Origin of the sequence: Ensifer sp. Root31, from assembly GCF_001424825.1 — a bacterium.
Lineage (GTDB): Bacteria > Pseudomonadota > Alphaproteobacteria > Rhizobiales > Rhizobiaceae > Ensifer > Ensifer canadensis.
The window spans coordinates 89,991-109,943 of record NZ_LMCO01000045.1; the positions used below are offsets into that span (position 1 = coordinate 89,991).

Below are 19,953 nucleotides of genomic sequence, written 5' to 3' on the forward strand. Positions count from 1 at the left end.
GTTGGCGTCTTTTTCCGCGGTGCCTTCGGTGCAGCATTCCCTTTGCCCACTCCCCCCGGATTCCCGAAAGTGTTTACTCCACGGTTGCACTTGCGGCACTCTGTCTCGGCACCAAAGATACCCTTTACCCTGTTGGAGGATGGGGCCCCCTGTTGGAGGACGGGGGAAGCGGACTGGTCGACGTGATGGGAGGAGTAACCATGAGCGACGCATCCAGCATACACCCGGTGGACGAGAGCCAATCGGCAAGCTCGCGACCCTCGGGATTCAGCATGTCCTTGTCATGTACGGTGGCGCCGTCGCGGTTCCGCTGATTGTTGGCCGGGCCCTGCAGCTCAGCCCTCAGGACGTCGCTTTCCTGATTTCCGCCGATCTTTTCGTCTGTGGCCTCGTCACCATCATCCAGTCTCTCGGCATTACCCGGAGCGTCGGCATCCGTCTTCCCGTGATGATGGGCGTGACCTTCGCTTCCGTCGGCCCGATGGTGTCGATGGCAACGATGACGCCCGGACAGGAGGGCGCCCGACTGATCTTCGGCGCCATTATCGGCGCCGGGTTGGTCGCGCTGCTGCTCGCCCCGATCATGGGGCGGCTGTTGCGTTTCTTCCCGCCGATCGTCACCGGCACCATCATTCTGGTGATCGGCGTGACCTTGATGCGCGTCGGCGTCAACTGGATCTTCGGCAATCCCTTCGGACCGACGGCACCGAAGCTGGTCGATCCGACCCACGCCGAATGGCTGGCCGAGCTGAAGAAGCTCGCCACGACAGGCGGCCCGGCCGTTCCCGACGGCGTCGTGCTTGGCGCAACGGTGCCGAACCCTGCTTATGCCGAACTGAGCCATGTGGTACTTGCCGCCTTCGTGCTCATCTCCATCCTCGTGGTCGCGCGCTACGGCCGCGGGCTGATCAGCAACATTGCGGTTCTGACCGGCATCGTCATCGGCTGCGTCTTTGCAGCGAGCCTTGGCATGATGCATTTCGACCGGGTTGCGGATGCCGGCTGGTTCGCGGTCGTCACGCCGTTGCGTTTCGGCATGCCGATTTTCGATCCGGTGCTGATCGCCACCATGTCGCTGGTGATGATCGTCGTCATGATCGAATCGACAGGCATGTTCCTGGCGCTGGGCGAAATAACCAACAAGGAAGTCTCGCAGCAGCAGCTGACGGCCGGCCTTCGCGTCGACGGCATCGGCACGATGATCGGCGGCCTGTTCAATACCTTCCCCTACACCAGCTTCTCGCAGAATGTCGGTCTCGTCGGCGTCACCGGCGTGAAGAGCCGTTATGTCTGCGTCATGGGCGGCGTGATCATGATCGTGCTCGGCCTGATCCCGAAGATGGGCGCGCTGGTCGAGGCGGTTCCAACCTTCGTGCTCGGCGGCGCCGGCCTGGTGATGTTCGGCATGGTGGCAGCCACCGGCGTGCGCATCCTGTCGACCGTCGACTTCAAGTCATCGCGCAACAACCTGTTCGTCGTTGCCGTCTCGGTCGGTTTCGGCCTGATCCCGCTGATCGCGCCGAACTTCCTGATGTGGATGCCGCATGCGATCCACCCGATCATCGAATCGGGCATCGTGCTCGCCTCGATCTCGGCAGTGGTGCTCAACGCCTTCTTCAACGGATTGAGCGTCGAACGCTCTGCCCGGCCCCCGCGAGGAGGCCGGGGCTTTGTCATCAGGCCGTTCCAAAAAGCCCCGACACTTCGATCGCCAACGAAGCATCGACAGGTGTCGGCACGGTAGAAAGAGGACAACGAAAACGCCCCGAAGGATTCGACGACGATGGCCAAGACCAACCTCACCCTCGAGCTTCTGCTGCTCGCTCTTCTCGCAACGCTTTGGGGCGCATCCTATACCTTCATCAAGATCGGCGTCGAAACCATTCCCCCGGTGACGCTGATTGCCGCCCGCACGCTGATCGCCGGCACCATCCTGCTCGCCGTCCTCCGCTTTCGCGGCATCAAGCTGCCGCGCGACGCAGCCACATGGAAGCGCTTCCTGTTCCAGGCCTGCCTCAACAGCGTCTTCCCGTTTACCCTGATCGCCTGGGCAGAGCAGACGATCGACGCCGGCGTCGCCTCGATCCTCAACGCCGCCACCCCCATCTTCGCCTTCCTGCTGACGGCGCTGATCACCCGCCACGAGCCGGCATCGACAAGAAAGCTGATCGGCGTCGTGGCCGGCATGGCCGGCATCAGCCTGATCATCGGCGTTGAAGCCTTCGGCGGCCTGGGTGACCAGCTGCTGGCCCAGCTTGCCGTGGTCTTCGCAACCGTCTGCTACGCCGGCGCCGCCATCTTCGGAAAGAGCTTCAGGGGCCTCGACCCGATGGTTCCGGCCGCAGGCTCGCTCCTTGCAGGTGCCGTGCTTCTCATCCCCGCAAGCCTTGTCATCGACCAGCCATGGACGCTTGCCCCTTCCGCTCAGTCGGTGATCGCGCTCGTCTGCTTGGCGGTGTTCTCGACGGCGCTGGCCTTCGCCATCTATTTCCGGCTGATCCAGACGCTCGGTTCGGTCGGCGCTACCGCGCAAGCCTACCTGCGCGTTCCCGTCGGGGTCACCATCGGCGTTCTCTTTCTCGGAGAAAGATTGTCGGACACGATCTGGATCGGCCTTGCCTGCGTCGTCATCGGCGTCGCAGCCATGACCATCCCGGCGCGCCGGGCCGGGCCGGCCCTTGCCGATCGCGGCTAGTCTCAAGGCCAAAACGGAAAAGGCGCAGCGATTGCCCCGCTGCGCCTTTCGTCAGTCACGGCGCTATGTCGATCAGTCCTTGCGCTTGCGGCAATAGAGCTCGAGCCGGTGACGAACCAGGTCGTAACCGAGTTCGGCGGCGATCTCCGCCTGCAGCTGCTCGATCTTGTCGGAGCGAAACTCGATCACAGCGCCGGTGTCGATGTCGATCAGGTGGTCATGGTGCGGAGCGTCGGCCGTCTCGAAACGGGCGGTGGCACTTTCAAAGGCGTGGCGATGGACGACGCCCTGGTGCTCCAGCGCCGACAGTGTCCTGTAGACCGTCGACAGCGAAACGGTGGCATCGATTTCCTTGGCGCGGCGGTGCAATTCGCTCGCATCCGGGTGGTCTTCGGCGGTCGCGAGAATCTTCAGGATTGCCGCACGCTGCCGCGTCACGCGCACACCACCATCTCTCAGGACGCCTTCCAGCTCTTCGATGCGATTTTTGTTCTGTTTCATGGTCGTACACTAGCCAAGGCCGATAAGTTTGAAAATAGCTAGTTGCGAATGCTTCTCATGTGCATTGACTTATGCAAATCATTCGCCTAGTCCTGTGAACGACAACATCGGGGAGTATGGAATGATCGATCACACGAGACGCGCGATCCTGGTTGCCGCCACGGCATTGGCAGGTTTCGCGCTCGTTCCGGGTGCCGCTTGCGCGCAGGAAAAGTTCAAGGCCGTCACCACCTTCACGGTGATCGCCGACATGGCCAAGAACGTCGCCGGCGACGCGGCAATCGTCGAATCGATCACCAAGCCCGGCGCCGAGATCCACAACTATCAGCCGACGCCGCGCGACATCCTGAAGGCGCACGATGCAAAGCTGATCCTCTGGAACGGCCTCAATCTCGAACTCTGGTTCGAAAAGTTCTTCCAGAACTTCGACGAGGTGCCCGGCGTCGTGGTTTCTCAAGGGATCGAGCCAATGGGCATCGCGGAAGGCCCCTATAGCGGCAAGCCGAACCCACATGCCTGGATGTCGCCTTCGGCGGCGCTGATCTATGTCGACAACATCCGCGACGCTTTCGTCAAATACGATCCCGGCAACGCCGAGACCTACAAGGCCAATGCCGAAGCCTACAAGCAGAAGATCGAGGCGGCGATCGCCCCTATCCGCGCCGAGATCGGCAAGATCCCGGAAGACAAGCGCTGGCTGGTGTCGAGCGAGGGCGCCTTCAGCTACCTCACCCGCGACTTCGGCATGAAGGAACTCTATCTCTGGCCGATCAATGCCGATCAGCAGGGCACGCCGCAGCAGGTTCGCAAAGTCATCGACGCGGTGCGCGCCAACAATATACCGGTCGTCTTCTCCGAAAGCACGATTTCGCCCGACCCGGCACAGCAGGTGGCGCGGGAAACCGGCGCAAAATACGGCGGCGTGCTCTATGTTGATTCCCTGAGCGAAGCGGACGGTCCGGTACCGACCTATATCGACCTCTTGCGCGTCACGTCCGAAACCATCGCGAAAGGCCTTTCGCAATGAACCTTCAGGTAAAACCTCGCTCCGGCCCGGAAGCCGCCTCCGGGGATGCAGGCGGTGGCATCCGCGTCTCCGGCGCGACCGTGACCTATCGCAACGGCCACCGCGCGCTTCTCGATGCCTCCTTCGAGATCCCGACCGGCACGATCACAGCACTGGTCGGCGTCAACGGCAGCGGCAAGTCGACCCTCTTCAAGGCGATCATGGGCTTTGCCCGGCTGGCGCGCGGAGAAATCTCCATTCTCGGCCTTTCGGTCCAGGAGGCGCTGAAGAAGAACCTTGTCGCCTATGTTCCGCAAGCCGAAGAGGTCGACTGGAATTTTCCGGTTCTGGTCGAGGACGTGGTGATGATGGGCCGCTACGGCCATATGAACATGCTGCGCATCCCGAAGAAGGCCGACCATGAGGCGGTGGGGGCCGCGCTTGCCCGTGTCGGCATGAGCGACTTCCGCAAGCGCCAGATCGGTGAGCTCTCCGGCGGCCAGAAGAAGCGCGTGTTCCTGGCGCGCGCCCTTGCCCAGGACGGCCGCGTGATCCTGCTCGACGAGCCCTTCACCGGGGTCGACGTCAAGACCGAAGATGCCATCATCCGCCTGTTGATCGGCCTGCGCGACGAGGGCCGCGTCATGCTGGTCTCGACCCACAACCTCGGCAGCGTGCCGGAATTCTGCGACCGGACCGTTCTCCTGAAGAACACGGTGCTGGCCTATGGCCCGACGGAAACCACCTTCACCCGCGAAAACCTCGAACTCGCCTTCGGCGGCGTCCTCAGGCATTTCGTGCTCGGTGGCGACAGCCTGCATGACGACGCGGATCCGCGGCAACTGTCCGTCATCACCGACGACGAGCGTCCGCTGGTGATGTATGGCGCCAAGGGGCAGATGGTGTCGCAACCGGCCAAGCCTGAGAGCGACCCGGAGGCAGCAGGCAAATGATCGCCACGCTCTTCGAGCCCTTCACCTACAACTACATGGTCAACGCCATGTGGGTCAGCGCGCTGGTTGGCGCCGTCTGCGCCTTCCTGTCGTCCTATCTGATGCTGAAAGGCTGGTCGCTGATCGGCGACGCGCTCTCGCACTCGATCGTTCCGGGCGTTGCCGGCGCCTATATGCTCGGCCTGCCCTTCTCGCTCGGCGCCTTCTTCTCCGGCGGGCTTGCGGCCGGCGCGATGCTGTTTCTCAACCAGCGCACCCGGTTGAAGGAAGACACCATCATCGGGCTGATCTTCACCTCGTTCTTCGGCCTCGGCCTGTTCATGGTGTCGCTGTCGCCAACCTCAGTAAACATCCAGACGATCGTTCTCGGCAACATCCTCGCCATCACGCCTGCCGACACGTTGCAGCTTGCGCTGATCGGCGTCATCTCGCTGATCATCCTGACGGCCAAGTGGAAGGATCTGATGGTCACCTTCTTCGATGAGAGCCACGCACGCTCGATCGGTATCCCGACGACCTTCCTGAAGGTGCTGTTCTTCACGCTGCTGTCCGCCTGTACGGTCGCCGCGCTGCAGACGGTCGGCGCCTTTCTCGTCATCGCCATGGTGGTGACACCGGGCGCCACCGCCTATCTGCTCACCGACCGCTTTCCGCGGCTGATCGTCATCAGCGTCGCGATCGGCGCGCTCACCAGCTTCTTCGGCGCCTATTTCAGCTACTTCCTCGATGGCGCTACCGGCGGCATCATCATTGTGCTGCAGACGCTGATCTTCCTCTTTGCCTTCGTCTTCGCGCCCAAGCACGGATTGCTGGCTGCCCGCAGGCGCAGCGCCGAAGCCCTGGAGGTCACGCAATGATCTCGCTCGACCTTTTGCTTGCCGTCTTCGAATTCGAGTTCATGCGCAATGCGCTGCTGATCTCGGTCCTGGTGGCGATCCCGACGGCCCTGCTCTCCTGCTTCCTCGTGCTCAAGGGCTGGTCGCTGATGGGCGACGCCATCTCGCATGCGGTCTTTCCCGGCGTCGTCATCTCCTACATCGTCGGCCTGCCGCTCGCCGTCGGCGCCTTTGCCGCCGGCATGTCCTGCGCGCTTTTGACCGGCTACCTCAAGGAAAACAGCCGCATCAAGCAGGACACTGTCATGGGCGTGGTGTTCTCCGGCATGTTCGGCTTCGGCCTGGTGCTCTACACCAAGATCCAGAGCGACGTGCATCTCGACCATATCCTCTTCGGCGACATGCTCGGCATCGGCTGGCCCGACATCATCGAAACCGGTCTGATCGCCCTGGTGGCAACCGGGATCCTGGCGGTAAAATGGCGCGACTTTCTGCTGCACGCCTTCGACCCCGCACAGGCCAAGGCCGTCGGCCTGCGCGTCAACTGGCTGCATTACGGGCTCTTGGCGATCCTGTCGCTCACGATCGTCGGCGCGCTGAAGGCCGTCGGCCTGATCCTTGCCATCGCCATGCTGATCGCGCCCGGCGCCATCGCGTTTCTGATCACCCGCACCATGGGCAGCATGCTCATCGTTGCGGTGCTGGTGGCAACCGTCGCCTCGTTCTCAGGCGTCTATCTCTCGTTCTTCATCGACAGCGCCCCGGCACCGACCATCGTGTTGTTGATGACCGTGATCTTCCTCGCAGCTTTCCTCTGGTCGTCCTGGCGGACGGCCCGCATCGAGGCCCAGCGAACGACGGTCGAATGAGGGCGGGGCTCCCCTCCCCCCGGGAAGGGAGCCTCTCCACTGCAACCTCAATGGCTCGGATGCAGCGCGTCGTTCAGATACATGCAGGTCAGCATGGTGAAGATATAGGCCTGGATGACCGACATCAGCAGTTCCAGACCCGTCAGCGCCACGGTCATCATCAGCGGCATGACCGCGCCGAGCGTACCGAGCGCGCCGAAGCCACTGAGGCTGACGACGAAGCCGGCGAACACCTTGAGCGTGATGTGACCGGCGAGCATGACGGCGAAAAGACGAACCGAATGGCTGACCGGGCGCGACAGGAAACGACCTCGATCGGGATGATGATCGGCGCCAGCACCAAAGGCACGCCCGACGGCATGAACAGCCTGAGAAAGCCGAAACCGTGTTTAATCAAGCCGTAGAGCGTCACGGTCAGGAACACGAGCAGCGCCAGCGCAAAGGTCACCGCAATGTGGCTCGTCACGGTGAAGGCATAGGGAAACATGCCGATTAGGTTGGCGACCAGGATGAACATGAACAGCGAGAACACCAGCGGGAAGAAACGCATGCCGTGCTCTCCGGCATTCTCGCGCAACGTCTTCGATACGAACTCGTAGAGGATCTCGGCCGCCGACTGGGCAAGGTTCGGCACCAGGCCGCGCCTGCGCGTCGAAAGGATCAGGAAAAGGCTGGCGATCGCCACGGTCACGGCCATGTAGACGGCCGAATTGATAAAGCTGATGTCGTGTCCGCCGACCTCGGCGATGTGGAAGAGCGACTTGATCTCGAATTGTTCGATGGGTCCGGCCATCATGAACCTCGTGCGTTGGCAACGGAGCAACCACGGCGCGGCGGCCGCGGGCGCATCAATGTGTGTGGGAAGCGGGTGAAAGCCGATCGCGAGACGGGGCGCGATGGCGCCCGAAGCAAACGTTCAGCTCTGTCAGGAAGGAAAAGCTCACGCGGGCGTGCCGCAGGCCAGGATGCTGCATGATGCGATCGACTCCATTATCTCAAGCGGTCGAGATAGTGGGGCCGTCCCCAGGCGAAGCATCGACGCGGGTCGTCCCGCGTGCGCCTGACCTAGAGACAATTTTTGATGAGGTCAAGCCGAGACGATACCTGCCGATAGGCCTGCGGCATCGGGGCCGGCATCAATCTGCCCGCCGAGGCTCAGCCAAATTGCCGATGGTCGGCAAGCACCTGCTCGATCACCGCCAAGCTCTTTTCCGCTTCGGCGGAGTTGGTACCGGGAAGACCAGCATAGACGATCAGCGCCTTCCACAGGGTCCAGCCGCGACCGCGCGCCCAGGTGCCGGCGTCGAGCGCCACGCCGGTGCGAAACGCCTCCCGGCTTTGCCCGTGGAACAGCGTCCAGGCAATGGCAAGGTCGCAGGCGGGATCACCGATACCCGAGGTGCCGAAATCGATGACTGCGCTCAGGCGACCGTCTTCGACCAGCAGATTGCCCCAACTGATATCGCCGTGGAACCAGACCGGCGCGCTCTGCCAGCTTGCCGCCAATGCGGCCTCCCAGACATCGCGCGCCGCTTCCGTGTCGATGCGTCCCTCGAGCGCGACGAGCGCGCGGCGGGTTTCCTCGTCATAATGGGCAGGTGGCCCGCCGCGAAGGAAATTGTGCGGGCCAGGCAACGGCCCGCCGCGCGCATCGACCTGCCGCAAGGCGACAAGAAAGCGCGCCAGATCCTGCGCAAAGACCTTGAGGTCGCCGATCCGATCATCCGTCGCCGTCTCACCCGGCCGCCAGCGATAGACCGACCACGGCCATGGATAGCCCTCGCCTGGCACGCCCCTTGCCAAGGGCACCGGGATAGGCAGCGGCAGGTGCGGCGCCAGCTTCGGCAGCCAGAACTGCTCCTTTTCCACCTGCAGCGCATAGGACTCAGCACTCGGCAGACGCACGGTCATGTCTCGCCCGAGATGGAAGGTCCTGTTGTCCCACCCGCCGGGCAGCACCGGCCTGATGTCGAGTGCGGCCCACTGCGGAAACTGTGCAGCGATCAGGCGCCGGACGAGCAGCGCGTCGATGGTGGGAGTGATCGTCGATTGATCGGACATAACGGGACAAATGCCTCACGCCAGAAACTCGGACGCCTGTTTTAGCCGATCGTCGCCTGTTCGCAACTTTTCCGCTCGGGGATGGCGAACGGACAACCCGATCCAGCCGAAACGCGTCGCCTTCAACCTGCCTTCGTCGAGCACCACACCGGGCCGGACGCGTCACCGTCCCGATGGTCGCATGGATATTGTCTGCCAGGCGGATTCCGGGAATGATGGAAGTGGAAAAGGACAGGCCGTCTTCCGGTCGCCGTGGGATGATCGCTTTACCCCGCATCACAATCTGATATTTTCAACTCCACCGAATTTTCGGCCTTTTTGATAACCTGAGATCATGGAACACCGGCTGCTCGACCGCATATCGCTGGAGGCTTTTCGCGTTTTCGACGCGGCCAGCCGGCATATGAATTTTTCCGGCGCCGGTCGCGAGATCAACATCACTCATGCCGCCGTCAGCTGCCGCGGCAAGGACCTGGAATTGACGCTGCTGGGCGAGCGGCTGTTTCAGCACGTACGGGCGATCATCCCCGCTGGCACCTGTCGCCGCTGATGGCAGAGGAGCTCTCGTCGGTCACATCATCAGACTATCTCGCTTCGCGCGCCCTCGACGCGGAAAGGCTGGCCTCTCTCGGCCTGCCCCGCAACCGGCCATCGAGGGACGAGGCGCTGCGCCTGCACGCCGCACTCGGAAGATCGACATGAGCGGCGGACGCGGAAAGGCGACGACACCGCCAAAACAGCCGAGCCGCACCGGCATCGCCTTCTTTCTCGTTGCCTTTGCATTGATCGCAACAGTGATCCTGGCGACCGCTCTGCTCGCCAACGGACAGAGGAACCTGAGACAGTTGCTGAAGGCACTCGATCTTCCGACGACGTTTCTCGATCCGGAGAAGCCGGTGGCGCAGGCCCCGGAGGTCCACGTCAAGCGACAGCCGCCGCGCATCGCCCTGCCGGTCTGGACGTTTCAGGATCTGCAGACGCCGGAACAGCAGTTCCTGCGGGTGCTCCGCAGCGATCCCCGCGCTCTCTGCGATGAGCTGCGCGAGGCCGGATTCCGCGAACTCGAATGGAAATCGAGCGCCGGCGAGCGTGGCCAGTGGGAATGCTCCTCACTCGTATCCTTTCCGCGCCCTGGGGTCGACAAGATCTCGTCGATCTTCATTTTCATCAAGGGCAACGGCGAAGAAGAGATCACCTCGTTTCGCGTCAAGCTCAACATCGAGCGCCCGGAGGACGCGCAGGTGGTGACAACAAGCGCCGCGCGCGCCGCGTCGGTCTTCCTCGACCATGTCCGCTGGGCCGATGGCGGCAGCATTGCGCTGCAGATCCAGGCGTTGAAGGAATTTGACGTAAAGCGCTTCGGCAGCCGCGTGCAGTTCAAGCGCGAAACGGACGAGACCACGGCACGCTACAATTTCCTCGCCAACCAACCGGCCCGCGCCCGCCCGAAGAGCATTGCCGAACTCTATTTCGACCGTGAAAAATGGCTCGCCTATGGCAACGCCGATGCGCGTAGCTTCGTTCTCGGCCCGACGGCGTGGAATGGCCCGGCGAAGATACCCGAAGGCGGCGACGCCGTAGCAGACCCGGCATCACCAGAGGGTGCCGGCACTGCGAAGGCAAACACTGACGCAAGACCCTGACTTGAAGCGCGTCGCGGTCTCTACAGCGGCGCGCGTCTTATTGGACGCTGCGCTTTAAGCTCGTGTTTCGCGCATGTCGTTATCGCAAAGCCGCTACGCACTTTTGCGCGACATGCTTGAGGTCAGCGATCGATCCGGGTCGAAAGGATGATCGACGACAGCGTGCGGTCGACACCGTCGATTTCACCGATACGATCGATCAGCAGGTCGAGTTCGCTGATCGATGCTGCCGCAACGACGGCGATAAGGTCGAAGCTACCGCTGACGGAATGAAGGGTGCGGATCTCGCGGATGGCAGCAAGTTCCGGGGTGACGCGGCTGAGTGCCCTTGGCGCGATGGTGATCAGCACATGCGCCTTGACCAGACCCTTCTCATAGCTCTCCGACAAGCGGACGCCATAACCGGCGATCACGCCCTCGCGCTCCAGCCGCTCGATCCGGGCCTGCACGGTCGTCCGCGACAGGCCGAGCCTGCGGGCAATCGTTGCTGTCGGCATGCGGGCGTTTTCGCTGAGCACGGCGAGGAGCTCGCGATCCTTGTCGGTAATCTGCATTTCGTCGGTCCATATAGGCATTCTGCCGAATATCTATAGGCGATTTAGTCATATTACAGCTTCAAATCAACAGCTCTCGGTCGGACAATAGGGTCTGAAACGCATTTCATACCCTGGGGGAAAGTCATGAAGGACATCGTCGTCATCGGAGCAGGCAAGATCGGCTCCACCATTGCTCGCATGCTCGCGCACACCGGCGATTACAGCGTCTGCGTTGCCGACCGTAGCGCCGAGCAGCTGGGCCAGATCGAGAAGCATGCCGCCATCACGACGGCAGCCGTCGATATCGGCGACAAGAAGGCGCTCGTTGCCCTTCTCTCCGGCAAGTTCGCCGTTCTCAGCGCCGCCCCGTTCCACCTGACGGTTGCCATTGCGGAAGCCGCTGCCGAAGCCGGCATCCACTACCTCGACCTGACCGAAGACGTCGAATCCACCCGCCAGGTCAAGGCGATCGCCGCCAAGGCCAGCACCGCCTTCATTCCGCAGTGCGGCCTCGCACCGGGCTTCATCTCCATCGTCGCCAATGACCTTGCCAGCCGCTTCGAGACGCTCGAAAGCGTGCGCATGCGCGTCGGCGCGCTGCCGCAGTACCCGTCGAATGCGCTCAACTACAACCTGACCTGGAGCACCGACGGCGTCATCAACGAGTATATCGAGCCCTGCGAAGCGATCGTCGAAGGCAGCCTGATCGAAGTTCCCGCCATGGAAGAGCGCGAAGAATTCTCGCTCGACGGCGTGACCTACGAAGCCTTCAACACCTCGGGCGGCCTCGGCACGCTCTGCGAATCGCTGAAGGGCAAGGTCCGCACCCTGAACTACAAGACGATCCGCTATCCCGGCCATGCCGCCATCATGAAGGCGCTGCTGAACGACCTTGGTCTGCGTCATCGCCGCGAAGTCCTCAAGGACATCTTCGAAAACGCGCTGCCGACCACCACCCAGGACGTCGTCGTGATCTTCGTGACGGTTTCGGGCTTCCGCGAAGGTCGCCTGATCCAGGAAACCTACGCCAACAAGGTCTATAGCGGCGTCGTCGCCGGCCGCATGCAGAGCGGCATCCAGATCACCACCGCCGGCAGCATCTGCGCCGTGCTCGATCTGCTCGCCAACGGCAAGATCGCATCCAAGGGCTTCGTTCGCCAGGAAGACATCGCTCTCGATACCTTCCTCGCAAACCGCTTCGGTCACTACTACGCCCAGAAGGGCGAGACAGAACGCGTCGCCGGCTGAGGCCACTCGGCTCGTCTGCGCTGACTATAATGCCCGGGTCCTGCCCGGGCATTTTTTATGTGTCGAACTGAACGTCGCCGCTTCGATTACCGCGGTTTCGACCCGAAACGTGTTGGATGGCCGTATTATGTCCGGCCGAACTCATCCTCGATGCGGATGATGTCGTCCTCGCCGAGATAGGACCCGGTCTGAACCTCGATCAGCTCCAGCGGGATCTTGCCTGGATTGTGCAGTCGGTGGACGGTCCCCTGCGGGATATAGACGGACTCGTTTTCATGCAGCAGACGGGTTTCGCCGGCCATGGTGATCTCCGCCGTGCCACGCACGACAATCCAGTGCTCGGCCCGATGATGATGCTTCTGCAGCGAGATCTTCTTGCCGGGGCTGACCTTCAGTCGCTTGACCTCGTAGCGCTCGCCGCTGGAGACCGAAGAGACCGCGCCCCAGGGCCTGTAGGACGTCGGGTGCTCCTGTGTAAGCCCTAAGGTTGCCTGCGACCGTGCGAGCACCTTGACGATGTTTCCAACGCTCTGGCTGTCTTCCAGGCGCCCGACATAGACGGCGTCTTCGCTGGCGATCACGGCGATATCGTCAAGCCCCTGCACAGCAAGGTGGATGTCGCGGGAGAGCACCAATGAGTTGCGCGTGTTCGCTACCGTCGCCTTGTCGGTAACGACATTGCCGTCACCGTCCTTGCGACCGATCTTCCACACGGCATCCCAGCTGCCCAGATCCGACCAGGCGAATGAGGATGGAACGACGGCAGCGCGAACGGTCTTTTCGAAGACCGCGTAGTCGACGGAAATATCCGGCGCCTTGGAGAAGGCCTTCGCTTCCAGCCGGCTGAAATCGAGATCCTTGCTGGCGCCCTCGACGGCCGCCTTTGTCGAGGCATAGACGTCAGGCGCATAGAGCTGCATCTCGTCGAGGAACACCTTAACCGGCAGCATGAACATGCCGGAGTTCCAGAGATAGCGCTCGGTCGCCAGCATCGCCTCTGCCTTGGCGCGATCCGGCTTCTCGACGAAACGGGCAACCCTGTTGGCGCCGGCCGGCAACGCTTCCCCAAGTTCGATATAGCCGTAGCCGGTCGCGGGCTCCGTCGGAGTGATGCCGAACGTCACCAGTTCACCGGCCTCGGCTGCCAGCTGCGCCCGCAGCATGCAATCGATGTAGACCGCTCCGGCATCGATCTCGTGATCGGAGGCGAGCACCTGCATGATCGCCGCCTCCCCGAACTTGGCGAGCACGACGAAGGCGGCCGCCGCCAGTGCCGGCGCCGTGTTGCGTGCCACCGGCTCGAGCAGAATATCGCTGAGCGGCGCATCGACGGCGCGCGCCTGTTCGGCGACGATGAAGCGGAAATCGCTGTTGGTGACGATGATCGCCGGCTCATACAGCCTGCTATCGCTCACCCGTTCCAGCGTCTGCTGGAACAGCGATCGATCGGACAGGATCTGCAGAAACTGTTTCGGCGCGCCCGAGCGCGACAGCGGCCACAGGCGCGTACCTTTTCCACCCGCCATGATCACGGGAACGATCTTAGACGTCATGCCAAGCCTCTGCGCGCATCGAACGAGAGTCCATCCATACAGGACCGATGCTAAAGAATGCCTGAAGCCGGCCGTGCAAACAAACCGCACCAAAGGTGAGGCATGCCCCTCACTTCGGATAGGACGCCAGCTTGCCCATCGTCTTACGCCGTACCAATTCGCATCGGCACAACGATGAGGCGGCTCTGTCGCGGCCATCGCGGGCAACAAAAAACCCCGCTCGAAGGCGGGGCTTTTTCATTGGTTTATCCCGTCGGGATGTCCCTTTCAGGCCGGGATCACGATTTCCCCGAGCTTCGTCAGTTCGGCGATGAACTGCTCGGCGCGCGTCTTCTTCTCGTCGCCGGCACCGTCCAGCTCGGCACGGACCGCCTCGATGCGCTTTTCAAGCGCGGTGCGGTCGAGTTCGTCGACGTGCACGGCGGATTCGGCAAGCAGAGTGCAGCCGGTCGGCAGGATATCGGCAAAGCCGCCGAAGACGGCGAACCGCTCGGTCTTGCCGTCAGCCGTTTTCACGGTAACGACGCCGGGCTTCACCGTCGTCATTGTCGGGGCATGATTGGCCATCACGGTCATCTCGCCCTCGGTCGCCGGAATGACGACTTCCGTCACCTTCTCGGAGAGGAGCAGGCGCTCGGGGGAAACAAGCTCAAAATTGAAACTGTCGGCCATGACCATTCACTTCTCGTGGGCGCGCCACCTGAGGTGGCAGGCTGTGCATGTCTTCCCTGCTCCGCAATATGGCGGAACGCAGGATGAAAGCCTCGGCGCATCGCTGCGCCGAGGCTCACGATGCTATCAAGCGGCTTCTGCAGCCAGCTTCTTGGCCTTTTCGACCGCTTCTTCGATCGAGCCGACCATGTAGAACGCGGCTTCCGGAAGATGGTCGTAGTCGCCGTTGACGAGGCCCTTGAAGCCCTTGATCGTGTCTTCGAGAGCGACGAGCTTGCCCGGAGAACCGGTGAAGACTTCGGCCACGAAGAACGGCTGCGACAGGAAGCGTTCGATCTTACGAGCGCGGGCGACGGCCAGCTTGTCCTCTTCCGACAGTTCGTCCATGCCCAGGATGGCGATGATGTCCTGGAGAGACTTGTAACGCTGCAGGGTCGTCTGGACCTTACGCGAAATCTCGTAGTGCTCTTCGCCGACGATCATCGGGTCCAGCATGCGCGACGTGGAGTCGAGCGGGTCAACGGCCGGGTAGATGCCCTTTTCAGCGATCGAGCGCGACAGAACCGTCGTTGCGTCCAGGTGGGCGAACGAGGTTGCCGGCGCCGGGTCGGTCAAGTCGTCGGCCGGAACGTAAATGGCCTGAACCGAGGTGATCGAACCCTTGGTCGTCGTGGTGATGCGTTCCTGCATCTGACCCATGTCGGTCGCCAGCGTCGGCTGGTAACCCACGGCCGATGGAATACGGCCGAGCAGAGCCGAAACTTCGGAGCCTGCCTGGGTGAAGCGGAAGATGTTGTCGACGAAGAACAGAACGTCCTGGCCCTTGTCGCGGAAGTCTTCAGCGATCGTCAGACCGGTCAGAGCGACGCGAGCGCGGGCGCCCGGCGGTTCGTTCATCTGGCCGTAAACGAGGGCTGCCTTCGAGCCTTCGCCGCCGCCGAGCTTGTTAACGCCGGACTCGATCATTTCGTGGTAGAGGTCGTTGCCTTCGCGGGTACGTTCACCCACGCCAGCAAATACCGAGTAACCACCGTGCGCCTTGGCGACGTTGTTGATCAGTTCCATGATGAGAACGGTCTTGCCGACGCCTGCGCCACCGAAGAGGCCGATCTTGCCGCCCTTTGCGTAAGGAGCGAGAAGGTCGACGACCTTGATGCCGGTGACGAGGATCTGCGCTTCCGTCGACTGCTCGACGTAGGACGGCGCGTCCTGGTGGATGGCGCGCTTGCCCGACGTGATCAGCGGACCAGCTTCGTCGACCGGCTCGCCGATGACGTTCATGATGCGGCCGAGCGTTTCATCGCCAACCGGAACCGTGATCGGTGCCCCGGTGTCGGTGACCGGCTGACCGCGGACGAGACCTTCGGTCGAGTCCATGGCGATCGTGCGGACGGCGTTTTCGCCGAGGTGCTGCGCGACTTCGAGAACGAGGCGGTTACCGTGGTTCTCGGTTTCCAGTGCGTTCAGGATCTGCGGAAGCTGGCCTTCGTCGAACACAACGTCGACGACGGCGCCGATGACCTGCGTTACGCGACCGACAGCGCCGGCTGCCGCAACTGCGGTCTTGGCGGAAGCTGCCTTCCTCGGTGCAGCCGGCTTCTTCGCCGCTGCGGTTTCTTTCGGGGTAGCTGCCTTAGCCATAATCCTTACCCTCTTCTCGTAACCTTAGAGCGCTTCCGCGCCCGAGATGATTTCAATGAGTTCCTTGGTGATCTGAGCCTGGCGCTGACGGTTGTAGTTCAGCGTCAGCTTATTGATCATGTCACCAGCATTGCGCGTCGCATTGTCCATCGCGCTCATCTTTGCGCCCATTTCGCCGGCGACGTTCTCGAGCAGGGCCCGGAAGATCTGCACCGAAATGTTGCGCGGAATGAGGTCGCTCAGGATCGCGCCCGCGTCCGGCTCATATTCGTAGACGGCCGAAGCATCCGATGCTTCCACTGCGACCGGGCCGGCCGAAGCGGGGATCAGTTGCTGTGCCGTCGGAATCTGGGCGATAACGGACTTGAACTCAGAATAGAACAGCGTGCAGACATCGAACTCGCCCTTTTCAAAGAGCGCGATGACCTTGTGGCCGATCTGGTCGGCATTCTGGAAGCCGATCTTCTTGACCTCACGCAGGTCGATACGATCGATGATCAGCGACGCGTATTCGCGACGCAGAATATCGAAGCCCTTCTTGCCGACGCAGATGATCTTCACCGTCTTGCCGGCGGCAAGCAGCTTGCGAAGGTGGTCGCGAGCGTGGCGGGCGATCTGCGAGTTGAAGCCGCCGCAAAGACCGCGTTCCGCCGTGCAGACGACCAGAAGATGCGTATCGTCCTTGCCGGTGCCGGTCATCAGCTGCGGCGCATCGTCGTCCGCGCCAACCGCCTGGGCGATGTTGGCGAGAACGGCAGCCATGCGCTGCGAGTAAGGCCGGGCGGCCTCGGCCGCCTCCTGCGCACGCCGAAGCTTCGCCGCGGCGACCATTTTCATCGCCTTGGTGATCTTCTGCGTCGCCTTGACGGAGGCGATCCGGTTCTTCAGATCCTTAAGTGAAGGCATCCGTTATCCGTCCTAAATGAAATCCGCTCAGGCGAAAGACTTGGCGAAGCTGTCGATTGCAGCCTTCAGCTTGCCCTTGACGTCGTCGGAGATCGCCTTGTCCTTGCGGATGGTTTCCAGGATGTCCTTACCTTCCGAACGCATGTACGAAAGCAGGCCCTGCTCGAACTTGCCGACCTGATTGACCGGCAGCTTGTCGAGGTAACCGTTGACGCCTGCGAAGATGACAGCAACCTGCTCTTCCGTCTTCAGCGGCGAGAACTGCGGCTGCTTCAGGAGTTCGGTCAGGCGTGCACCGCGGTTCAACAGACGCTGCGTAGCAGCATCGAGGTCCGAACCGAACTGCGCAAAGGCCGCCATTTCGCGGTACTGAGCGAGTTCGCCCTTGATCGAGCCGGCAACCTGCTTCATCGCCTTGATCTGCGCGGCGGAACCGACGCGCGAAACCGACAGACCGACGTTAACGGCCGGACGGATGCCCTGGTAGAACAGGTCGGTTTCAAGGAAGATCTGGCCGTCGGTGATCGAGATCACGTTGGTCGGAATGAACGCGGAAACGTCGTTGCCCTGCGTTTCAATGACCGGCAGAGCCGTCAGCGAACCGCCACCATTGTCGTCCGAGAGCTTTGCAGCGCGCTCGAGCAGGCGGGAGTGCAGGTAGAAAACGTCGCCCGGGTAAGCTTCGCGGCCCGGCGGGCGGCGCAGCAGGAGCGACATCTGACGGTAGGAAACGGCCTGCTTCGACAGGTCGTCGTAGCCGATCAGGGCATGCTTGCCGTTGTCGCGGAAGTATTCGCCCATCGCGCAACCTGCAAACGGTGCGAGGTACTGCATCGGAGCCGGGTCGGATGCGGTCGCAGCAACGATGATCGAGTACTGAAGAGCGCCACGCTCTTCCAGAACCTTCACGAACTGGGCAACCGTCGAACGCTTCTGGCCGATTGCGACGTAGACGCAATACAGCTTGTCGCCTTCCGGACCATTGTCGTGAATGGCCTTCTGGTTGAGGATCGTGTCGAGGATGATCGCGGTCTTGCCGGTCTGGCGGTCGCCGATGACGAGCTCGCGCTGGCCACGGCCAACCGGGATGAGGGCGTCAATGGCCTTGAGGCCGGTCGACATCGGCTCATGCACCGACTTGCGCGGAATGATACCAGGAGCCTTGACGTCAACGCGCGAGCGCTGCTTGGCGTTGATCGGGCCCTTGCCGTCGATCGGGTTGCCGAGCGCGTCGACGACGCGGCCGAGCAGTTCCGGACCAACCGGAACGTCCACGATGGCGCCGGTCCGCTTAACGGTGTCGCCTTCCTTGATGTCACGGTCCGAACCGAAAATAACGACGCCGACGTTGTCGGCTTCGAGGTTCAGCGCCATGCCGCGAATTCCACCCGGGAATTCGACCATCTCGCCTGCCTGAACATTGTCGAGGCCGTAGACGCGGGCGATACCGTCACCGACGGAAAGCACCTGGCCGACTTCGGAGACTTCTGCTTCCTGGCCGAAATTTTTGATCTGATCTTTAAGAATTGCGGAAATTTCCGCGGCGCGGATATCCATCAGCCGACCTCTTTCAGTGCAAGCTTAAGGGTAGAGAGTTTGGTGCGAAGGGAGGTGTCAATCTGGCGGGACCCGACCTTGACGATCAGACCTCCAAGAATAGACGGGTCGACGGTGACGTTAACAGTCACGTCTTTGCCGGTGACGCTCTTGAGCGTCGCCTTCAATTCAGTTTCCTGCGCTGCAGTGAGCGCATGGGCCGACATTACGTCGGCGGAGATTTCACCCCGGTGGCGCGCGGCGATCAGGCGAAACGCCTTGATCATGCCCGGCAGCGTGAAGAGGCGGCGATTGCGTGCAACAACCTTGAGGAAGTTACCGACGAGACCAGAAATACCGGCCTTGGCGGAGATCGCCGAAATGGCCTTGAACTGGTCGTCGGCAGAAAAGACGGGGCTTACGATCAGCCGCTTCAGGTCATCGCTGCCGTCGATCAGGGCCTGGACGCGGGTAAGATCCGCACCGACCGCCTCGACGGAACCCGCTTCGAGAGCGAGGTCAAAAAGCGAGGACGCATACCTTTCTGCAACACCGGAAATAAGCTGGGATGTGTCTGCCACGGGCACAAGCTTCTCTCAATTTCATCCAAGAACGGTGGTGGCGGCGAGCCGTCAACTTAACGTTTTGAATTTGCTGCAATAATTTGCAGGATATCGAGGCCTGGCGACCCACTTCCCCCGCAATTCGCGGTTCGTCTAGCATAGGATGTTTGGACTCGCAACACGCGAACGGCAGGAATGCGGCATAAGTCGACCCGGATTGGCCGAATTTTGCCGTAAATTGGTTTCTGAGGATGTGAATCGCGAAAACGCGAGGGCGGCGGTCAGATCATTCCGAAGACATAAGCGAGCGGAAGTATGGCAAGTGCGGCCTGCACCAGGAGCGCCACCCAGTTGTAGAGCGTGCCGCCGTTGTCGCTCATCATGGAGAGAATGCGGCCGAAGGCGGCGAGCGCAAAAGCGGCGCCGACAGCGAGGTAGACCATCGGCTGCGCCAGCAGGATGGCGGCAAGGCCAAGGCCGGCATGCATGCCGCCCATGGTCGAGCGCGCCTCGGCCAGACCGCCGCGACGGCCTTCGGCAATGCCGATGCCGGCGGCGCGAAAGGTAAGCCGCGGCGCAAACAGCATGACGACACCGATCAGCGCCGCCACCGCCGCCGCACAGAAGGCGAGGAACTCGCCGGTTTCCGTCGGAATATAGAACTCCATGCCCCGTTCCCGCAGATGAGCGCCGATCTTGATCACGTCGCCACGGGACCAGTCCCCGTGAGCGAA

At 62.1% G+C, this 19,953-nt stretch carries 19 protein-coding genes and 2 pseudogenes; 9 read left to right on the forward strand and 12 right to left on the reverse strand.

Translation table 11 applies throughout. The features are described 5' to 3' along the window. Positions 1-200: 200 nt before the first annotated feature. Both ASD00_RS29505 and ASD00_RS29510 read left to right on the forward strand, forming a co-directional pair. Positions 201-1,744, forward strand: a pseudogene (locus tag ASD00_RS29505) (nucleobase:cation symporter-2 family protein). Between the two features lie 39 nt (positions 1,745-1,783). Beyond that, a complete protein-coding gene (locus ASD00_RS29510) occupies positions 1,784-2,695 on the forward strand; it encodes an EamA family transporter (protein ID WP_025425051.1) in 912 nt (303 codons plus the stop codon). A gap of 72 nt (positions 2,696-2,767) precedes the next feature. Here the strand turns inward: ASD00_RS29510 and ASD00_RS29515 are convergent, their stop codons facing one another. Then, complete coding sequence (locus ASD00_RS29515) at positions 2,768-3,196, reverse strand: Fur family transcriptional regulator (protein WP_025425052.1); 429 nt, start codon at positions 3,194-3,196, stop codon at positions 2,768-2,770. Between the two features lie 121 nt (positions 3,197-3,317). Between ASD00_RS29515 and ASD00_RS29520 the strand changes: the two genes are divergently transcribed. Genes ASD00_RS29520 through ASD00_RS29535 form a run of 4 tightly spaced genes read left to right on the forward strand, consistent with a single transcriptional unit; the run spans position 3,318 to position 6,860 of the window. Next, complete coding sequence (locus ASD00_RS29520) at positions 3,318-4,223, forward strand: metal ABC transporter substrate-binding protein (RefSeq protein ID WP_057210835.1); 906 nt, start codon at positions 3,318-3,320, stop codon at positions 4,221-4,223. Then, positions 4,220-5,155, forward strand: coding sequence for a manganese/iron ABC transporter ATP-binding protein (locus ASD00_RS29525; protein WP_025425054.1), 936 nt, complete (start codon positions 4,220-4,222; stop codon positions 5,153-5,155). Before ASD00_RS29520 ends, ASD00_RS29525 begins: the two co-directional genes overlap by 4 nt. After that, positions 5,152-6,012, forward strand: coding sequence for a metal ABC transporter permease (locus ASD00_RS29530; protein WP_025425055.1), 861 nt, complete (start codon positions 5,152-5,154; stop codon positions 6,010-6,012). The genes ASD00_RS29525 and ASD00_RS29530 overlap by 4 nt, the downstream gene beginning before the upstream one ends. Continuing rightward, positions 6,009-6,860 carry a metal ABC transporter permease gene (locus ASD00_RS29535; protein ID WP_025425056.1) on the forward strand — a complete coding sequence of 284 codons (852 nt, stop codon included), beginning with the start codon at positions 6,009-6,011 and terminating at the stop codon, positions 6,858-6,860. Before ASD00_RS29530 ends, ASD00_RS29535 begins: the two co-directional genes overlap by 4 nt. A gap of 47 nt (positions 6,861-6,907) precedes the next feature. Here the strand turns inward: ASD00_RS29535 and ASD00_RS42570 are convergent, their stop codons facing one another. From ASD00_RS42570 to ASD00_RS29545, 3 genes and pseudogenes are all read right to left on the reverse strand, one after another. After that, entirely contained in the window at positions 6,908-7,030 is a 123-nt protein-coding gene (locus ASD00_RS42570) for a F0F1 ATP synthase subunit A (RefSeq protein ID WP_348272080.1), read from the reverse strand. Continuing rightward, positions 6,985-7,656 (reverse strand): annotated as a pseudogene (gene atpB / locus ASD00_RS29540) (F0F1 ATP synthase subunit A). The gene ASD00_RS42570 and the pseudogene atpB overlap by 46 nt, the downstream one beginning before the upstream one ends. A 359-nt stretch (positions 7,657-8,015) precedes the next feature. Continuing rightward, positions 8,016-8,921 carry an aminoglycoside phosphotransferase family protein gene (locus tag ASD00_RS29545; RefSeq protein ID WP_057210838.1) on the reverse strand — a complete coding sequence of 302 codons (906 nt, stop codon included), beginning with the start codon at positions 8,919-8,921 and terminating at the stop codon, positions 8,016-8,018. A gap of 334 nt (positions 8,922-9,255) precedes the next feature. Here ASD00_RS29545 and ASD00_RS42135 point away from each other — a divergent pair, with 334 nt between their 5' ends. Continuing rightward, positions 9,256-9,471, forward strand: coding sequence for a LysR family transcriptional regulator (locus ASD00_RS42135; RefSeq protein ID WP_025425058.1), 216 nt, complete (start codon positions 9,256-9,258; stop codon positions 9,469-9,471). 148 nt (positions 9,472-9,619) lie between these two features. Continuing rightward, positions 9,620-10,564: a DUF6030 family protein gene (locus tag ASD00_RS29555; RefSeq protein ID WP_025425059.1), complete on the forward strand. Its 945-nt coding sequence runs from the start codon at positions 9,620-9,622 to the stop codon at positions 10,562-10,564. A 122-nt stretch (positions 10,565-10,686) separates the two neighbouring features. On the opposite strand, the gene ASD00_RS29560 is transcribed toward ASD00_RS29555, so the two are convergent. Then, a complete protein-coding gene (locus ASD00_RS29560; RefSeq protein ID WP_038575742.1) occupies positions 10,687-11,118 on the reverse strand; it encodes an Lrp/AsnC family transcriptional regulator in 432 nt (143 codons plus the stop codon). A 126-nt stretch (positions 11,119-11,244) separates the two neighbouring features. Between ASD00_RS29560 and ASD00_RS29565 the strand changes: the two genes are divergently transcribed. After that, positions 11,245-12,348, forward strand: coding sequence for a saccharopine dehydrogenase family protein (locus tag ASD00_RS29565; RefSeq protein WP_025425061.1), 1,104 nt, complete (start codon positions 11,245-11,247; stop codon positions 12,346-12,348). Positions 12,349-12,473: 125 nt separating this feature from the next. Here ASD00_RS29565 and ASD00_RS29570 read toward each other — a convergent pair whose 3' ends face one another. The 7 genes from ASD00_RS29570 to ASD00_RS29600 form a co-directional block, all read right to left on the reverse strand. Next, positions 12,474-13,901: a mannose-1-phosphate guanylyltransferase/mannose-6-phosphate isomerase gene (locus ASD00_RS29570; protein ID WP_025425062.1), complete on the reverse strand. Its 1,428-nt coding sequence runs from the start codon at positions 13,899-13,901 to the stop codon at positions 12,474-12,476. Between the two features lie 267 nt (positions 13,902-14,168). Further along, the gene (locus tag ASD00_RS29575) at positions 14,169-14,573 is read right to left on the reverse strand and encodes a F0F1 ATP synthase subunit epsilon (protein WP_025425063.1); all 405 of its coding nucleotides are present in this window, start codon (positions 14,571-14,573) and stop codon (positions 14,169-14,171) included. A 126-nt stretch (positions 14,574-14,699) separates the two neighbouring features. Next, a complete protein-coding gene (gene atpD, locus ASD00_RS29580; RefSeq protein WP_025425064.1) occupies positions 14,700-16,214 on the reverse strand; it encodes a F0F1 ATP synthase subunit beta in 1,515 nt (504 codons plus the stop codon). 24 nt (positions 16,215-16,238) lie between these two features. Continuing rightward, positions 16,239-17,120 carry a F0F1 ATP synthase subunit gamma gene (locus ASD00_RS29585; protein ID WP_025425065.1) on the reverse strand — a complete coding sequence of 294 codons (882 nt, stop codon included), beginning with the start codon at positions 17,118-17,120 and terminating at the stop codon, positions 16,239-16,241. A gap of 27 nt (positions 17,121-17,147) precedes the next feature. After that, a complete protein-coding gene (atpA, locus tag ASD00_RS29590) occupies positions 17,148-18,677 on the reverse strand; it encodes a F0F1 ATP synthase subunit alpha (RefSeq protein ID WP_025425066.1) in 1,530 nt (509 codons plus the stop codon). Continuing rightward, complete coding sequence (locus ASD00_RS29595) at positions 18,677-19,243, reverse strand: F0F1 ATP synthase subunit delta (protein ID WP_025425067.1); 567 nt, start codon at positions 19,241-19,243, stop codon at positions 18,677-18,679. The genes atpA and ASD00_RS29595 overlap by 1 nt, the downstream gene beginning before the upstream one ends. Before the next feature lie 257 nt (positions 19,244-19,500). Further along, positions 19,501-19,887 (reverse strand): hypothetical protein, encoded by a 387-nt coding sequence (locus tag ASD00_RS29600; RefSeq protein WP_025425068.1) that lies wholly within the window; start codon positions 19,885-19,887, stop codon positions 19,501-19,503. Positions 19,888-19,953 lie beyond the last annotated feature (66 nt).

Excerpts from the sequence above, each read along its gene's own strand:
- ASD00_RS29530 (WP_025425055.1), top strand. The coding sequence starts at position 5,152 with ATGATCGCCACGCTCTTCGAGCCCTTCACCTACAACTACATGGTCAAC.
- ASD00_RS29535 (WP_025425056.1), top strand. The coding sequence starts at position 6,009 with ATGATCTCGCTCGACCTTTTGCTTGCCGTCTTCGAATTCGAGTTCATG.
- ASD00_RS29575 (WP_025425063.1), bottom strand. The coding sequence starts at position 14,573 with ATGGCCGACAGTTTCAATTTTGAGCTTGTTTCCCCCGAGCGCCTGCTC.
- ASD00_RS29560 (WP_038575742.1), bottom strand. The coding sequence starts at position 11,118 with ATGCAGATTACCGACAAGGATCGCGAGCTCCTCGCCGTGCTCAGCGAA.
- ASD00_RS29520 (WP_057210835.1), top strand. The coding sequence starts at position 3,318 with ATGATCGATCACACGAGACGCGCGATCCTGGTTGCCGCCACGGCATTG.
- ASD00_RS29545 (WP_057210838.1), bottom strand. The coding sequence starts at position 8,921 with ATGTCCGATCAATCGACGATCACTCCCACCATCGACGCGCTGCTCGTC.
- atpA (WP_025425066.1), bottom strand. The coding sequence starts at position 18,677 with ATGGATATCCGCGCCGCGGAAATTTCCGCAATTCTTAAAGATCAGATC.
- ASD00_RS42135 (WP_025425058.1), top strand. The coding sequence starts at position 9,256 with ATGGAACACCGGCTGCTCGACCGCATATCGCTGGAGGCTTTTCGCGTT.
- atpD (WP_025425064.1), bottom strand. The coding sequence starts at position 16,214 with ATGGCTAAGGCAGCTACCCCGAAAGAAACCGCAGCGGCGAAGAAGCCG.
- ASD00_RS29510 (WP_025425051.1), top strand. The coding sequence starts at position 1,784 with ATGGCCAAGACCAACCTCACCCTCGAGCTTCTGCTGCTCGCTCTTCTC.
- ASD00_RS42570 (WP_348272080.1), bottom strand. The coding sequence starts at position 7,030 with ATGCCGCTGATGATGACCGTGGCGCTGACGGGTCTGGAACTGCTGATG.
- ASD00_RS29555 (WP_025425059.1), top strand. The coding sequence starts at position 9,620 with ATGAGCGGCGGACGCGGAAAGGCGACGACACCGCCAAAACAGCCGAGC.
- ASD00_RS29570 (WP_025425062.1), bottom strand. The coding sequence starts at position 13,901 with ATGACGTCTAAGATCGTTCCCGTGATCATGGCGGGTGGAAAAGGTACG.
- ASD00_RS29565 (WP_025425061.1), top strand. The coding sequence starts at position 11,245 with ATGAAGGACATCGTCGTCATCGGAGCAGGCAAGATCGGCTCCACCATT.
- ASD00_RS29585 (WP_025425065.1), bottom strand. The coding sequence starts at position 17,120 with ATGCCTTCACTTAAGGATCTGAAGAACCGGATCGCCTCCGTCAAGGCG.
- ASD00_RS29600 (WP_025425068.1), bottom strand. The coding sequence starts at position 19,887 with ATGGAGTTCTATATTCCGACGGAAACCGGCGAGTTCCTCGCCTTCTGT.
- ASD00_RS29525 (WP_025425054.1), top strand. The coding sequence starts at position 4,220 with ATGAACCTTCAGGTAAAACCTCGCTCCGGCCCGGAAGCCGCCTCCGGG.
- ASD00_RS29515 (WP_025425052.1), bottom strand. The coding sequence starts at position 3,196 with ATGAAACAGAACAAAAATCGCATCGAAGAGCTGGAAGGCGTCCTGAGA.